Below are 15,908 nucleotides of genomic sequence, written 5' to 3'. Positions count from 1 at the left end.
ATAGACCGCTATTTCTTTCGATGCTGGTTGATATTGCATGATGAACGATAAAGATCTCTCCACATGGCAGACATTTCGTCGCCTTTGGCCGATGATCACACCTTTTAAAGCCGGGCTGATCGCTGCGGCTATTGCGCTGGTCGCAAACGCTGCCAGTGATACTTTCATGCTGTCTTTGCTGAAGCCTCTGTTGGATGACGGTTTTGGTAAAGCTGACCGCTCGATCCTACTCTGGATGCCATTGGTCGTTATCGGTCTGATGGTTGTGCGTGGGGTCAGTGGCTACATTTCGAGTTACTGCATTTCATGGGTTTCGGGCAAAGTGGTGATGCATATGCGTCGTCGTCTGTTTGGTCACATGATGAGAATGCCCGTAGCATTCTTTGACCAGCAATCTACCGGTACCTTACTTTCCCGTATCACCTATGATTCCGAGCAGGTGGCGTCTTCATCATCCAGTGCGCTCGTGACCGTCGTACGTGAAGGTGCGTCAATCATTGGTCTGTTTGTCATGATGTTCTATTACAGCTGGCAGCTTTCTGTAATCCTGTTAGTAATTGCGCCGATTGTTTCTGTTGTTATCCGTGTGGTGTCTAAACGCTTCCGTAATATCAGTAAAACAATGCAAAACACCATGGGACAGGTGACGACCAGCGCGGAACAGATGCTCAAAGGTCATAAAGAAGTGTTGATCTTCGGTGGCCAGAAAGTTGAAACCGCGCGTTTTGATAAAGTGAGTAACCGTATGCGCCAGCAAGGTATGCGTATGGTTTCCGCTTCTTCAATTTCAGACCCGATTATTCAGTTGATCGCCTCTCTGGCATTGGCATTCGTGTTGTATGCGGCAAGCTTCCCGTCCGTGATGGAAACGCTCAGCGCGGGTACTATCACCGTTGTGTTCTCTTCTATGATTGCCCTGATGCGTCCGCTGAAGTCCCTGACTAACGTGAACTCCCAGTTCCAGCGCGGTATGGCCGCTTGTCAGACGCTGTTCTCAATCCTGGATATGGAACAGGAAAAAGACGAAGGGAAACTGGAAGTCAAACGCGTTAACGGAAATGTCGAATTCAAAAACGTGACCTTCACTTATCCGGGACGCGATATTCCTGCTTTGCGTGATATTTCCTTCAACCTGCCGGAGGGTAAAACTGTTGCACTGGTTGGCCGCTCAGGTTCCGGTAAATCGACTATCGCGAATTTGCTGACCCGTTTCTATGACATTCAGGAAGGTAATATCCTGATGGATGGTCATGATCTGCGGGAATATACCCTGTCGTCATTACGTGATCAGGTGGCACTCGTTTCTCAGAACGTCCACCTGTTCAATGATACCATTGCCAATAACATCGCTTACGCCCGTACGGATATGTACTCCCGCGAAGAAATCGAAAAAGCGGCGACGATGGCTTACGCGATGGACTTTATCAGCAAAATGGATCAAGGGCTGGATACGGTCATTGGTGAAAATGGCGTTCTGCTCTCCGGTGGCCAGCGTCAGCGTATCGCAATTGCGCGTGCCTTGCTGCGTGACTCGCCGGTTCTGATCCTTGATGAAGCGACATCTGCCCTTGATACTGAATCTGAGCGTGCTATTCAGGCTGCACTCGACGAACTACAGAAAAACCGCACATCCCTGGTGATCGCACACCGTTTATCCACTATTGAAAAGGCCGATGAGATTCTGGTCATTGAAGATGGTTGCGTAGTGGAACGTGGTTCACATACGAGCCTGCTCGAAGAGCGTGGTGTTTACTCACAGCTGTACCGGATGCAGTTTGGCCAATGATTGAGCGCATCTGGTCAGGGAAATCACCGCTATATCTGTTACTCCTGCCTCTTTCATGGTTGTACGGGTTAGTTTCAACTTTGATCCGTTACAGCTATAAAACGGGGCTTAAAAAAAGCTGGCGGGCTTCGGTGCCTGTCGTGGTGGTCGGAAATCTGACTGCCGGAGGTAATGGTAAAACGCCGGTGGTGATCTGGCTGGTTGAAACACTCCAGCAGCATGGTTTTCGTGTTGGAGTCGTTTCGCGCGGTTATGGTGGCAGGGCTGAGCACTATCCCTTATTGCTGACGGAGGCGACGCCCACCACGCAGGCAGGTGATGAGCCAGTGCTAATATTTCAGAGAACCGGGGCACCGGTTGCGGTGTCTCCGGTTCGCTCTGATGCGGTGAAAGCATTACTTGATGGAAATGAGTTAGACGTTATCATCACGGATGACGGATTACAGCATTATGCACTTCAGCGTGATATCGAAATTGTTGTGATCGACGGAGTCCGCCGTTTTGGTAATGGTCACTGGTTACCTGCAGGACCTATGCGTGAAAGAGAATCTCGTTTGCGTTCAGTGGATGCGGTTATTACCAATGGGGGCACAGCCCGTCCTGGTGAGTTAGCGATGTTCTTGCAACCTGGCAAAGCGATAAATTTGGTCACAGGTGAACAGTGTGATGCTTCTGCATTGAAAAATGTGGTTGCGATTGCCGGCATCGGGCATCCACCGCGTTTCTTTTCCACGTTGAAACAGCTAGGGATAAATGTACAAAAGGAAGTCGCTTTTTCGGATCATCAGGCTTACACCTCCGGACAACTGTCAGCTGTGAAGGCACCAGGACAGGTCCTTCTGATGACTGAAAAGGATGCAGTAAAATGTCGTTCTTTTGCTCAGCCAGACTGGTGGTATTTACCGGTTGACGCCAAAATCGAGGGTGACCAGGCTGAGAAACTGCTCCAAAGAATAGCTGAGCTTATTTTGCAAAAGATGCATTGATACAGCAAAAACAGACCGTTTTCGCGCCTCTGATAAAAATTTACGTAAATCTAAAGTTTCAATCTCCCTGATTTTAAAGACTAATATTCACCGTTAATGTTTAACGTCAGAATAATTGCGCAACGTGACTTGCTATTGCTCTGCACTTATGAGTAAATGCTTGCAGCCTGTGTTGCAGCGCTATTTATGTATGAGTGTAGAGTAAAGCAGTTCCTCCCAGACGTTATCTCTTTCCCGATGATTCCGCTTCCAAGACGAACCTTCTAAGTCCTCCCCATAAGTAATTGTCTGAACTATTGGCTAGTATTGCCGAATGGCAGGATTTTATATTTTGTAAAAGGTTTTAAATATGTCGAAGAAAAATGGTCAGGTTAAGTGGTTCAATGAAAGCAAAGGTTTTGGTTTTATTGAGCAGGCTGATGGCGGTAAGGATGTATTCGTACATTTCTCTGCAATCGCAACCGATGGTTTCAAAACTCTGGCCGAAGGCCAGCGTGTAGAATACACCATTCAGGATAGCCCGCGTGGTCCTGCTGCTGCTAACGTTATTGCACTCTGATAAGAGACAAACGTGATGATATGAAACAACGTTAATCGCTAATCATGTCAGCAGAGTAAAACCCGCCGGATGGCGGGTTTTACATACCTGAAAAGGTAAATACGGCGTTTATAAGACGTCATGAAAGTTGTAAAAGTAGTCGTTAAAACTAATTCGCTCATTAGAGGTTTTTTATAAAAAAATAACTTAGCAATGGGCAAACGCATCCGAACAATAATAAAAAAGTGTGTTCATGGATGCCCAAAAGAAAGGATAGAAATTATGATGTTAAAAATGGGTTTAGTTAAATGGTATAATCAGGCTAAAGGCTACGGTTTTATTTGCCCGCTTGATGGTTCTTCTGAAATTTATGTTCAGCGTACTTCCATCGCCAATACAGGGAATAAATCTCTGAGTGCCGGTCAGAAGGTGGAGTTCACCACTTACCGCAGCGTAACACATGGCCCTTCCGCGGCTGATGTTATTGCTTTCTGAGTCCGGTTTTGTTGTTCACCGTTGAGTTGAATTTTACGCTCCGGTAAAAATATGCTATCGGTATCCACAGTTAAATTGCTGCCACGGATACCGATATGTCTCACCCGGTTATATCTCTTGCTTCAGCCCGCACCCTGCACCTATCTGCGCAAAATCTTCTTAAACCTGTGACCCGAAAGCCTGTTGCTACGGATGTCGTTCAGGCGATCCGTGATATGGGATTGCTGCAAATTGACACGATAAGCGTGGTTGCGCGGAGTCCTTATCTGGTGTTGTTCAGCCGCTTAGGTAATTACGACCCTCAATGGCTGGAACAAGCCCTCCCGGCAGGAAAAATATTCGAGTACTGGGCGCATGAGGCTTGTTTTATTCCCAGTGAAGATTACGGACTCCTGCGCCACCGGATGCTCAATCCTCAGGGGATGGGGTGGAAATTTTCTCAGACCTGGTTTGATGAACATCAGACGGATATTGAGGCACTGCTGGGACACATTGCTGAAAATGGCCCTGTGCGTTCGGCCGATTTCAGTACAGATAAAAAGTCTGCCAGCGGCTGGTGGGACTGGAAGCCTCATAAAAAGCACCTGGAAACATTGTTTACTTCCGGGAAACTGATGGTGTCTGAACGGCGTAATTTCCACCGGGTTTACGACCTTGCTGAACGGGTAATGCCTGGCTGGGACGATGCGAGCCAGACTCTTGAACAGTCTGCAGCGGAATATCAGATGCTGCGGCGCTCGGCGCAATATCTTGGCATCTTTAGACCGGAATGGCTGGCGGACTATTATCGCCTCAGGCGGGTGAATACCAAGGCTGTGATTGCACAATTACTGATGGATGAGGAAATTACACCGGTCGAAGTGGCCGGGCTTGAAGATATTTACTATGTCCACCGGAAACAGTTTCCCCTTCTGCAACAAGCCACTGAATCACGGATCGGTTCAACGGTCACCACGCTGCTTTCACCTTTTGATCCCGTGGTATGGGATCGTAAACGCGCCTCAATGTTGTTTAATTTTGAATACCGGATCGAATGCTATACGCCGGAAGCAAAACGCCAGTACGGCTATTTCACGCTACCCATACTGCAGCGGGGTGAACTGATTGGTCGGGTGGATGCAAAAATGCATCGCAAAGAAAAACTACTGGAAGTGAAAAGCCTCCATCTCGAGCCCGATGTGACGATGTCTTCACGACGTGCAAAAGATATACACGGAGCAATCAGCCGGTTTGCACAGTGGCAGGGAGCTGAAAAAGTCAAAACCGTGAAAGTACCTGAAACGTTAACGGTGTTTTGGGAAAGAGACTGGCAGATTTAATGTCACAAAATGAAACGGCTGCATCAGGCAGCCGTTATTTCACGATGATTGCAGGTGGCATCCAGCTTAGTGGCTGAAGTTAGCGAACATTGCGATGATTTTGTTAATGGTTTTCATTTTTAGTGCTCATATTGAAGGTGTTTAGTGTGACGTGCATCACAAAAAAATTGTACTCCCACGAAATCGGCAGCGCAATGCTCCTCAGGAGATATTTTTTATTTACAGAAATGTAACTTCTTTGAAGCCGTATCGGAGGATGAGTGAGGATTAACGCGGGGTGCGGCGTTATGTTATTCTCCTGAACCGCTATGTTGTGTTTCCAATGCTTTTTTACGTTACACCTTGCTGAAAATGCGGTGTATTCGCCTCCGGGAGGAATTTATGGACCACCGTTTGCTTGAAATCGTTGCGTGCCCTGTATGTAACGGGAAGCTTTACTTTAATAAAGAGTCGCAGGAATTAGTGTGTAAGGCAGACAGCCTGGCTTATCCCGTGCGTGAGGGTATCCCTGTTTTATTAGAAAACGAGGCCCGCCCGCTTTCTGTTGATGAGACACACCCATGAGTTTTGTTGCTATTATCCCGGCCCGCTTCGGGTCAAGCCGTTTGCCGGGGAAGCCGTTGGCCGATATCAACGGTAAACCTATGGTTGTGCATGTGATGGAACGTGCACGGGAGTCGGGTGCTAAACGTGTAATTGTTGCGACAGACCATCCTGACGTTGTGGCGGCGGTTGAAGCTGCGGGTGGTGAAGTTTGTCTTACCCGACCTGATCATCAGTCAGGCACTGAGCGTCTGGCAGAAGTCATCGATTTATGTCAGTTTTCCGATGATGAAATTATCGTTAATGTTCAGGGCGACGAGCCGCTGATCCCGCCTGTTATCATCCGTCAGGTGGCTGATAATCTGGCAAACAGTGAAGCAGGAATGGCAACACTGGCAGTGCCAATTGAAACAGCGGAAGAAGCGTTTAACCCGAATGCGGTCAAAGTGGTTCGGGATGCCAAAGGTTACGCCATGTATTTTTCCCGCGCTACAATTCCGTGGGAACGTGAACGTTTTGCCGTGTCGAAAGAAACGGTTGGTGATGTCTTCCTTCGTCACATCGGTATTTATGCATACCGTGCTGGTTTCATTCGCCAGTATGTGAAGTGGGAACCGACTAAACTTGAGCACATCGAATTACTCGAACAACTCCGGGTGCTGTGGTACGGTGAAAAAATCCACGTTGATGTAGCGAAGGCCATTCCTTCTGTGGGTGTCGATACCGCTGAGGATCTGGAACGTGTGCGCGTGATTTTGGGGCATAAAAATTCCTGACCACACAGAGTATAAAAAGTCATAAAAGCGGAATGTTCCGGCATTCCGTTTTGTCATCACTGTTCTCTTTTCGTTTTGCGCACTGCCTTCCTGTTTCTGCCCCGACTATCCGGTTTTTGTTTGATCTGAAACGGGGTAATCCTTTCCTGAAACTTTCATCATAAACGTTAATTTATTCGTCACTGCGAACACGTTATGGAACAGCTAAAAGCCGAATTGAGTATTGTGCTGGGCGAGCGTTTATCCCGCCTCGAATGTGTCAGTGAGCAGCCTTATGCCCATCTTTTTTCCCTTTATGATGAGCAGGGTTACGCGATGCCATTGATGGCGAAGAGTTTTACTTGCCAGGGAATTGCCGGGCAGGAGGCTTATAAATTATCAATGCTGGCGCGGGAGGGCGTGGTGAGGGTGCCGACGGTTTATGGCATGGTCACCACGCATCAGAAACCATATCAGGAAATATTGCTGATTGAACGTCTGCGCGGCGTATCGGCGGAAGCGCCAACACGCACCCCTGATCGCTGGCAAATCTTGCAGGAGCAAATTGTCGAGGCGATGCTGGCGTGGCACCGGATTGACAGCCACGGTTGCGTCGGTTCTGTTGACAGCACGCAGGAAAATCGCTGGGAAAACTGGTACCCGCAGCGGGTGGAGGTGTTGTGGGCAACGTTATCGAATTTACAGGCATCCGAACTCACACCTGACGACCGCACGCTGCTTTTCCGTTCCCGTGCCTGCATTCCTAAGCTATTTGAAGAGTTCGACGATACACCGGTACTGGTACACGGCAATCTCTCGTTGCGCAGCATGCTCAAAGATCCTCGCAGCGATCAACTGCTGGCAATGATTAATCCCGGCACCGTGTTATGGGCGCCGAGGGAGTTTGATCTTTTCAGGTTGTGGGAAAAAGGCATGAGCGAGCAATTGCTGTTCAGTTATCTGCAAAAAGCACCTGTTTCAGAAACATTCCTCGCACGGCGCTGGTTGTATCTGGTGTGGGAATCAGTCGCGAATCTGATTCATACCGGTAAGCTCGATCGCCGGCAATTCGATTATGCACGGCAACAATTGTTGCCGTGGCTTAACTGAGTTACTTCGCTGCGGGTGCCGGCAGCGTCATCCATTGCCATGCGCGCCCCAGCGTTTCATACCATGCCCGCTCGCTGTGAGACAAGAACAGTGCCTGTGGCAACGCTTTTTCCCAAGGATTGAGCGGGGAATCTATCGCAAGCTGATTCGCCGGTGCCGGAATAGGGTTCAGTCCCAGTTGCCGGAAGAAAATGATTGCCCGCGGCAGATGGTTTGCCGACGTCACCAGCACAAACGGCTGCTCTCCCAGCATTTCTTTAACCTGCAAAGCTTCCTGATGTGTATCCCGTGGCCTGTCTAGCAGAATAATATCGCTCTCCGGCACCCCTAAACTCTCCGCAACTTTCCCGGCGACCGCAGCACTGCTCATCGGGTTGGTCATGGCCCGCGCACCGGTGAAGATCATTTTTGAACCGGGATTTGCCCGGTAAATGCGGATCCCTTCGGCCACGCGAGGAAGGCTGTTATTGATGAGATTAGAACTCGGTGCCCACGCCGGGTTATAGGTATAACCGCCGCCCAGTACGACAACATATTTTACCGGCACATTGCCACTGGCCTGGTAAGTGGGGTAAACCGATTCAATAGGACGCAGCAGGTTATCCGCAACAGGTTGCAAGCTGAGCAGCAACAGAAGCAGCCAACTCAGTGAAAAAAACACTTTTCCGGTTTTTTGCCAGCGGGTCATCCACAGCAACACCAGTGCAATCGCCATGAAGAGCAGAATAAATGGCAGAGGTAATAGCAGGCCCCCCAGCGTCTTTTTTAGGATAAATAACATCAGAAACCGATCCTTTTGGGTGAAAAAACGACATCCGGGCGTGAATCCGCGTCAGGATGATTTATTCTATGCCAGCCTGTGCCAAAATAGCACTTCACCCGGTATCACCGCACAGCCATCATTAACAAATTGTTTTTAGAAACAGGGTTCATTTCATGCAGGATCGTAATTTCGACGATATGGCCGAGAAGTTTTCGCGCAATATCTACGGCACAACAAAGGGACGTATCCGTCAGGCTGTGCTGGGTCAGGATCTGCATGATTTACTACAGACTTTGCCTCAGCGGCCACTGCGCATCCTTGATGCGGGCGGCGGTGAAGGACAAATGGCCTGTGAACTGGCAGCTTTAGGACATAAGGTCTTGTTGTGTGATCTCTCCGGTGAGATGATCCGCCGCGCCGAGGCGGCTGCGCTGGAAAAAGGTGTGAGCGACAACATGCAATTTGTACAATGTCCGGCTCAGCATATCGCCGAACATTTGGAACAGCCGGTTGATCTGATATTGTTCCATGCGGTCATCGAATGGCTGGCCGAACCTCAACAGGCTCTGGCCGCACTGGTCGATTGTCTGACCCCCGGTGGCGCAATATCACTGATGTTTTACAATATCCACGGTCTGGTCATGCGGCACATGATCCTTGGCAATTTTGCTCATGTTGAAGCGGGTGTGCCAAAAATCAAAAAAAGCTCCCTGTTACCCGATCACCCGCTGGAGCCCGCACAGGTTTACCAGTGGCTGGAAGAACTTGGGATGCAGATCAGCGGCAAGACCGGTGTTAGAGTGTTCCACGATTATTTGCGAAACAGACAACAACATAAACAGGATTTTGATGAGCTTCTGGCGCTGGAACAGCGTTATTGTCGTCAGGAACCTTTTGTTAGTTTGGGACGTTACATCCACGTGATGGCGCACAAACCCATTCTGAAGGACGAATTATGAGTGAATTTTCCCAGACTGTACCCGAACTGGTCGCCTGGGCACGCAAAAATGATTTCTCAATTTCGCTGCCAACGGAGCGGCTGGCTTTTCTTCTGGCAATCGCCACATTAAACAGCGAGCGCCTTGATGGAGAAATGAGTGAGGGTGAACTGGTCGACGCGTTTCGTCATGTCAGCAAGGGATTTGAGCAGACAAATGAAACCATCACCGTACGTGCCAATAACGCCATCAATGACATGGTGCGTCAGCGTTTGCTCAACCGTTTTGTCAGTGAACTGGCCGACGGTAATGCCATTTATCGCCTGACGCCTTTGGCGATCGGCATTTCAGATTATTACATCCGCCAGCGTGAGTTCTCAACGTTGCGGTTGTCTATGCAGTTGTCGATCGTTGCTCAGGAACTCAAGCGTGCAGCCGATGCAGCCGAAGAGGGCGGTGATGATTTTCACTGGCATCGCAATGTTTACGCGCCACTTAAATACTCCGTAGCTGAAATTTTTGACAGTATCGACATGACCCAGCGGATCATGGACGAGCAGCAGCAGGGCGTGAAAGACGACATTGCCGCGTTGCTCAATAAAGACTGGCGTGCGGCAATTTCCAGTTGTGAAATCCTCCTGTCAGAAACTTCCGGCACGCTGCGTGAATTGCAGGATACGCTCGAGGCGGCCGGTAACCTGTTGCAGGCGCATCTTATGCGTATTCAGGATGCCACGATGGTCGAACTCGATTTGAGCTTTGTCGACAAACTGGTTTTCGACCTGCAGAACAAACTCGACCGCATTACCAGTTGGGGCCAGCAGGCTATTGACCTGTGGATTGGCTATGACCGGCATGTGCATAAATTTATCCGTACCGCCATCGACATGGATAAAAACCGGGTGTTCGCCCAGCGTCTGCGCCAGTCGGTTCAGAACTATTTTGATCAGCCATGGACGCTGACCTTCGCCAATGCTGACCGTCTGCTGGATATGCGCGATGAAGAACTGGCCTTGCGCAGCGAGGAAGTGACCGGCGAACTTCCGCCAGATCTTGAGTTTGAAGAATTTAACGAAATCCGCGAACAACTTGCGGCATTGATTGAACAGGCATTACAGGTTTATCAGCAACAAAAAACGCCGCTCAATCTGGGCATGGTAATGCGCGAATATCTTAAACAGTATCCGCGTGCCCGACATTTTGATGTCGCGCGAATTGTGGTCGACCAGGCTGTGCGCCTTGGTGTGGCTGAAGCAGATTTTTCAGGATTGCATGCCGAATGGCAGGCAATCAATGATTACGGAGCCAAGGTGCAGGCCCATGTCATCGACAAATATTGAACACATAATGCCAGCTAAGCTGGCGCAGGCACTGGCGAACTCAGTGTTTCCTGCTCTCGACAGCCAGCTGCGTTCTGGCCGTCATATCGGTATTGATGAGCTGGATAACCACGCTTTCCTGATGGACTATCAGGAAGAAATGGAACTCTTTTACAGCCGCTACAACGTGGAGTTAATCCGGGCACCAGAAGGTTTCTTCTACCTGCGCCCGCGCTCCACCACGCTTATCCCGCGCTCCGTACTTTCTGAGCTGGATATGATGGTGGGTAAAATCCTTTGCTATCTGTATCTCAGCCCGGAACGTCTGGCGCATGAGGGGATTTTTACCCAGCAGGAACTGTATGACGAATTACTGAGCCTGGCGGATGAAAGCAAATTACTTAAATACGTCAACCAACGTTCAACCGGCTCAGATTTGGATCGCCAGAAATTGCAGGACAAAGTCCGCACGTCCCTGAACCGACTACGCCGGCTGGGCATGGTGTATTTCATGGGGGTTGATAGCAGCAAATTCCGTATCACTGAAGCGGTATTCCGGTTTGGTGCGGATGTCCGCAGCGGCGATGACGCGCGCGAAGCACAACTGCGGATGATCCGCGACGGTGAAGCAATGCCGGTCGACAGCGCGCTGTCACTGAATGACGAAAGTGAGGACGGCGAATCGCTGGCAGTGCAGCAAGGGCATGAGAGCGCAGAGGATGAACAGGAATGATTGAACGCGGTAAATTTCGCTCACTGACGCTGGTTAACTGGAACGGGTTCTTTGCCCGTACTTTTGACCTCGACTCACTGGTCACCACGCTTTCCGGCGGTAACGGGGCCGGTAAATCCACCACGCTGGCGGCTTTCGTTACGGCGCTGATCCCCGATCTGACGTTGCTGCATTTCCGTAACACCACCGAAGCGGGCGCAACTTCCGGTTCGCGTGATAAAGGCCTGCACGGTAAATTGCGCGCGGGTGTCTGTTACTCGGTTCTGGATGTGGTGAACTCCCGTCACCAGCGTATTGTCGTGGGGGTTCGTCTGCAGCAGGTCGCTGGTCGTGACCGTAAAGTCGACATTAAACCTTTCACGATTCAGGGCTTGCCGGTTGCGGTCAATCCGACGGAAATGTTGACTGAAACGGTCGGCGAGCGTCAGGCTCGTGTGCTGTCTTTGCAGGAACTGAAAGATCGCGTGGAAGCGATGGAAGGCGTGCAGTTCAAGCAGTTCAACTCGATTACCGATTACCATGCCCTGATGTTTGATCTGGGTGTTATTCCACGTCGTTTGCGATCGGCATCCGACCGTAGCAAGTTCTATCGTCTGATTGAAGCCTCGCTTTATGGCGGTATTTCCAGTGCCATCACCCGTTCCCTGCGCGACTATTTGTTGCCGGAAAACAGTGGTGTGCGGAAAGCCTTCCAGGATATGGAAGCGGCGCTGCGTGAAAACCGTATGACGCTGGAAGCTATCCGCGTTACTCAGTCTGACCGCGACCTGTTTAAACACCTGATTTCTGAAGCGACGTCTTACGTGGCTGCAGACTATATGCGTCACGCCAATGAACGCCGTATTCATCTCGATGGTGCGCTGGTACTGCGTAATGATTTGTTCACCAGCCGCAAACAGTTGTCCGGCGAGCAATACCGTCATGTCGAAATGGCACGTGAACTGGCTGAGCAAAGTGGTGCGCAAAGCGATTTAGAAACCGATTATCAGGCTGCCAGCGATCATCTGAGTCTGGTTCAGACGGCAATGCGTCAACAGGAAAAAATCGAGCGTTATGAAAGTGATCTCGAAGAGCTGACGTATCGTCTCGAAGAACAGAACGAAGTGGTGGCTGAAGCCAGCGAGCTGCACGCTGAACATGAAGCGCGCGCTGAAGCCGCTGAACTGGAAGTGGATGAGCTGAAAAGCCAGCTGGCCGATTACCAGCAGGCGCTGGATGTTCAGCAGACCCGTGCGATTCAGTATCAGCAGGCGTTGCAGGCCATTGAGCGTGCGCGCGATTTGTGCCAGATCCCCGATCTGAGCATTCAGAACAGTGAAGCATGGCTGGAAACTTTCCAGAGTAAAGAGCAGGAAGCGACTGAAATCCTGCTGATGCTGGAACAGAAGATGAGCGTCGCTTCTGCCGCCCATAATCAGTTTGAAACGGCTTATCAGCTGGTGGTAAAAATCGCCGGTGAAGTGAGCCGCAGTGACGCCTGGCAAACGGCGCGTGAATTACTGCGCGACTGGTCTTCACAACAGCATCAGGCCGAACGTGTCGAACCGCTGCGCATGCGCTTGTCCGAACTTGAAGGCCGCCTGCGTGAACAGCAGGATGCCGAACGTCAGTTGCAGGAATTCTGCAAGCGTACGGGTCAGGATGTGCATCCCGAAGATCTGGACGAAATGCAGCGTGAGCTGGAAGTACAGATCGAAGAATTACAGGGTGTTGTGTCGCAGGCAGGTGAGCGTCGCATGGAAATGCGTCAGGAACTTGAACGTGTTCAGTCTCGCATTCGCGAACTGACCGCCCGTGCACCCGTCTGGCTGGCCGCGCAGGAAGCACTTAGCCAGTTAAGCGAGCAAAGTAAGGAACCGCTGGAAAGCAGCCAGCAGGTGACCGAATACATGCAGCAGTTGCTGGAAACGGAACGCGAAACGACGGTTGAGCGTGACGAAGTGGCTGCCCGCAAGCGTCGTATTGAAGGGCAGATAACCCGCCTCAGCCAGCCAAGTGGTGCGGAAGATTCCCGCATGATCGCGCTTGCAGAACGCTTCGGTGGCGTGTTGTTGTCGGAAATTTATGATGACGTCACCATCGACGATGCGCCTTACTTCTCTGCATTGTATGGTCCGTCCCGCCACGCGATTGTGGTGCCTGATTTATCCCTGATCCGCGATCAGCTGGATGGGTTGGATGATTGCCCGGAAGACCTCTATCTTATCGAAGGGGATCCACAGTCATTTGATGACAATGTCTTTGAAGTAGAAGAAATGCAGGGCGCGGTACTGGTCAAAACGGGTGATCGCCAGTGGCGTTATTCTCACTTCCCACAGGTGCCATTGTTTGGCCGTGCGGCGCGTGAGAACCGTCTGGAAACCTTGCATAAAGAACGCGAAAACCTGTCAGAGCGTTACGCGACATTGTCGTTTGACGTGCAGAAAATTCAGCGTGCACATCAGGCATTTAGTCGTTTCATCGGCAGTCATTTAGCCGTGGCGTTTGACGCCGACCCGGAAGCTGAAATCCGCACTCTGAGCGGGCGTCGTGGCGAACTGGAACGCGCTATCAATGCGCATGAAGGCCAGAATCAGCAACAGCGTCAGCAATACGAGCAGGCGAAAGACGCTATCGGCATGCTCAATAAATTGCAGCCACGTGTCGGCTTGCTGTGTGACGAAACGCTGATTGATCGCGTTGAAGAAATCCGCGAAGAAATGGAAGAGGCACAGGATTCCGCCCGTTTCATTCAGCAACACGGTGTTTCACTGAGCAAGCTGGAACCGCTGGTATCGGTGCTGCAAAGCGACCCGGAACAGCATGAGCAACTGAAAGAAGATTACGCACAGGCGCAGCATGCACAGCGTCTGGCGAAGCAACAGGCATTCGCTCTGACGGAAGTGGTTCAGCGCCGTGCTCACTTCAGCTATACCGACTCCGCCGGCATGCTGAATGAAAACAGTGATCTGAATGACAAACTGCGTCAGCGTCTGGAACATGCGGAAGCGGAACGTACGCGTGCCCGTGAACAAATGCGTCAGCATCAGACACAACTGACGCAGTACAGTCAGGTTCTGGCCTCGCTGAAAAGTTCGTTCGATGCCAAACGCGATATGCTCAAAGAACTTAGCCAGGAATTGCAGGATATCGGTGTTCAGGCTGATGCAAATGCTGAAGCACGTGCTAAAACCCGCCGTGACGAACTGCACACCGCGCTCAGCACCAACCGGGCACGCTGTAATCAGCTCGAAAAACAAATCACCTTCTGCGAAGCAGAAATGGATAACCTGCAGAAGAAATTGCGCAAACTTGAGCGTGATTATCATCAGAGCCGCGAACAGGTAGTGACCTCGAAAGCGGGCTGGTGTGCGGTGATGCGTCTGGTGAAAGACAATGGCGTTGAACGTCGTTTGCACCGTCGTGAGCTGGCGTATATGGATGGCGACGAACTGCGTTCCATGTCGGATAAATCCCTTGGCGCGCTGCGTCTGGCGGTCTCTGATAACGAACATCTGCGCGATGTACTGCGTCTGTCCGAAGATCCAAAACGCCCTGAACGTAAAATCCAGTTCTACATTGCTGTATACCAGCATCTGCGCGAACGTATCCGTCAGGATATTATTCGTACCGATGATCCGGTTGAAGCGATTGAACAGATGGAAATCGAACTGGGCCGTCTGACCGAAGAGCTGACTGCCCGCGAGCAGCAACTGGCCATCAGTTCGAAAAGTGTGGCGAATATCATCCGTAAAACCATTCAGCGCGAACAGAACCGTATCCGCCAGCTGAACCAGGGCCTGCAGGCTGTGGCCTTTGGTCAGGTGAAAAGTGTACGTTTGAACGTGAATGTACGCGAAGCGCACGCGGGACTGCTGGATGTGCTGTCTGAACAGCAGGAACAGCATCAGGATCTCTTCAGCAGTAACCGTCTGACCTTCTCGGAAGCGCTGGCGAAACTCTATCAGCGTCTGAACCCGCAAATTGATATGGGTCAGCGCACACCGCAAACTATTGGTGAAGAACTGCTGGATTACCGCAACTATCTCGAAATGGAAGTGGAAGTGAACCGTGGTTCTGACGGCTGGTTACGCGCAGAAAGCGGGGCGCTGTCAACGGGTGAAGCGATCGGTACCGGTATGTCGATTCTGGTGATGGTGGTTCAGAGCTGGGAAGACGAATCGAGCCGTATGCGCGGGAAGGATATTTCGCCTTGTCGTCTGCTGTTCCTTGATGAAGCCGCACGTCTGGATGCTAAATCTATCGCCACGCTGTTCGAGCTTTGCGACCGTCTGGAAATGCAGCTGATTATTGCGGCACCGGAAAACATCAGCCCTGAAAAAGGCACGACCTATAAACTGGTACGTAAAGTGTTCGGCAATAATGAACATGTACACGTGGTCGGTTTGCGTGGATTCGCACCTGAACTTCCGGCACTGGTCAATACGGAAGCTGACGTTTCCTGAGTGTTTTCAGATAAATAAGATGTCTGATTTTTAAAAGCCCCGGCCTGAGCGCCGGGGCTTTTTATTGAAATTGCATCCATTTCACTTATATTTCTTTAAAAAGTTGTGGTGAACTAAATAGTTTGTAAGCCAACGCTAAGGTGCTGCGCAATTTATAGACGAATGCCTGAAAACAGCA

The 15,908-nt window shown here is 50.6% G+C and carries 13 protein-coding genes; 12 read left to right on the top strand and 1 reads right to left on the bottom strand.

What is annotated here, in order from left to right; genetic code table 11:
• Window positions 1–37 precede the first annotated feature (37 nt).
• The 8 genes from msbA (at window position 38) to HGO41_RS02580 (ending at window position 7,532) form a co-directional block, all read left to right on the top strand.
• On the top strand, window positions 38–1,786 hold the full coding sequence (gene msbA / locus HGO41_RS02615; RefSeq protein WP_013574837.1) for a lipid A ABC transporter ATP-binding protein/permease MsbA: 1,749 nt from the start codon (window positions 38–40) through the stop codon (window positions 1,784–1,786).
• The gene (lpxK, locus tag HGO41_RS02610) at window positions 1,783–2,772 is read left to right on the top strand and encodes a tetraacyldisaccharide 4'-kinase (RefSeq protein ID WP_217244256.1); all 990 of its coding nucleotides are present in this window, start codon (window positions 1,783–1,785) and stop codon (window positions 2,770–2,772) included. Before msbA ends, lpxK begins: the two co-directional genes overlap by 4 nt.
• 349 nt (window positions 2,773–3,121) lie before the next feature.
• Window positions 3,122–3,331 carry a transcription antiterminator/RNA stability regulator CspE gene (cspE, locus tag HGO41_RS02605; RefSeq protein ID WP_013574839.1) on the top strand — a complete coding sequence of 70 codons (210 nt, stop codon included), beginning with the start codon at window positions 3,122–3,124 and terminating at the stop codon, window positions 3,329–3,331.
• A gap of 261 nt (window positions 3,332–3,592) precedes the next feature.
• Window positions 3,593–3,805, top strand: a complete 213-nt coding sequence (locus HGO41_RS02600) for a cold-shock protein (RefSeq protein ID WP_013574840.1) — start codon at window positions 3,593–3,595, stop codon at window positions 3,803–3,805.
• Between the two features lie 95 nt (window positions 3,806–3,900).
• On the top strand, window positions 3,901–5,124 hold the full coding sequence (locus HGO41_RS02595; protein WP_013574841.1) for a winged helix-turn-helix domain-containing protein: 1,224 nt from the start codon (window positions 3,901–3,903) through the stop codon (window positions 5,122–5,124).
• 381 nt (window positions 5,125–5,505) lie between these two features.
• Window positions 5,506–5,688, top strand: a complete 183-nt coding sequence (locus tag HGO41_RS02590) for a Trm112 family protein (RefSeq protein ID WP_013574842.1) — start codon at window positions 5,506–5,508, stop codon at window positions 5,686–5,688.
• On the top strand, window positions 5,685–6,443 hold the full coding sequence (kdsB, locus tag HGO41_RS02585; protein ID WP_013574843.1) for a 3-deoxy-manno-octulosonate cytidylyltransferase: 759 nt from the start codon (window positions 5,685–5,687) through the stop codon (window positions 6,441–6,443). The genes HGO41_RS02590 and kdsB overlap by 4 nt, the downstream gene beginning before the upstream one ends.
• Before the next feature lie 195 nt (window positions 6,444–6,638).
• Entirely contained in the window at window positions 6,639–7,532 is an 894-nt protein-coding gene (locus tag HGO41_RS02580) for a YcbJ family phosphotransferase (protein ID WP_250980739.1), read from the top strand.
• Window position 7,533: 1 nt separating this feature from the next.
• Here the strand turns inward: HGO41_RS02580 and elyC are convergent, their stop codons facing one another.
• Window positions 7,534–8,313, bottom strand: a complete 780-nt coding sequence (elyC, locus tag HGO41_RS02575) for an envelope biogenesis factor ElyC (RefSeq protein ID WP_013574845.1) — start codon at window positions 8,311–8,313, stop codon at window positions 7,534–7,536.
• A gap of 155 nt (window positions 8,314–8,468) precedes the next feature.
• On the opposite strand from elyC, the gene cmoM reads away from it, so the two are divergent.
• From cmoM to mukB, 4 genes are read left to right on the top strand one after another with little or no spacing between them, the layout of a single operon-like run.
• A complete protein-coding gene (cmoM, locus tag HGO41_RS02570; protein WP_013574846.1) occupies window positions 8,469–9,254 on the top strand; it encodes a tRNA uridine 5-oxyacetic acid(34) methyltransferase CmoM in 786 nt (261 codons plus the stop codon).
• The gene (mukF, locus tag HGO41_RS02565; protein ID WP_013574847.1) at window positions 9,251–10,573 is read left to right on the top strand and encodes a chromosome partition protein MukF; all 1,323 of its coding nucleotides are present in this window, start codon (window positions 9,251–9,253) and stop codon (window positions 10,571–10,573) included. Before cmoM ends, mukF begins: the two co-directional genes overlap by 4 nt.
• The gene (mukE, locus tag HGO41_RS02560) at window positions 10,554–11,285 is read left to right on the top strand and encodes a chromosome partition protein MukE (protein WP_013574848.1); all 732 of its coding nucleotides are present in this window, start codon (window positions 10,554–10,556) and stop codon (window positions 11,283–11,285) included. The genes mukF and mukE overlap by 20 nt, the downstream gene beginning before the upstream one ends.
• Window positions 11,282–15,730, top strand: a complete 4,449-nt coding sequence (gene mukB, locus HGO41_RS02555) for a chromosome partition protein MukB (protein ID WP_250980738.1) — start codon at window positions 11,282–11,284, stop codon at window positions 15,728–15,730. Before mukE ends, mukB begins: the two co-directional genes overlap by 4 nt.
• Window positions 15,731–15,908: the final 178 nt, after the last annotated feature.

The sequence above is a fragment of the Rahnella sp. CG8 genome, assembly GCF_023701875.1.
In the GTDB taxonomy this organism is placed as follows: domain Bacteria; phylum Pseudomonadota; class Gammaproteobacteria; order Enterobacterales; family Enterobacteriaceae; genus Rahnella; species Rahnella aceris.
Note: the sequence above shows the minus strand (reverse complement) of the source record. Positions and strands in the feature narration are given on the sequence as shown.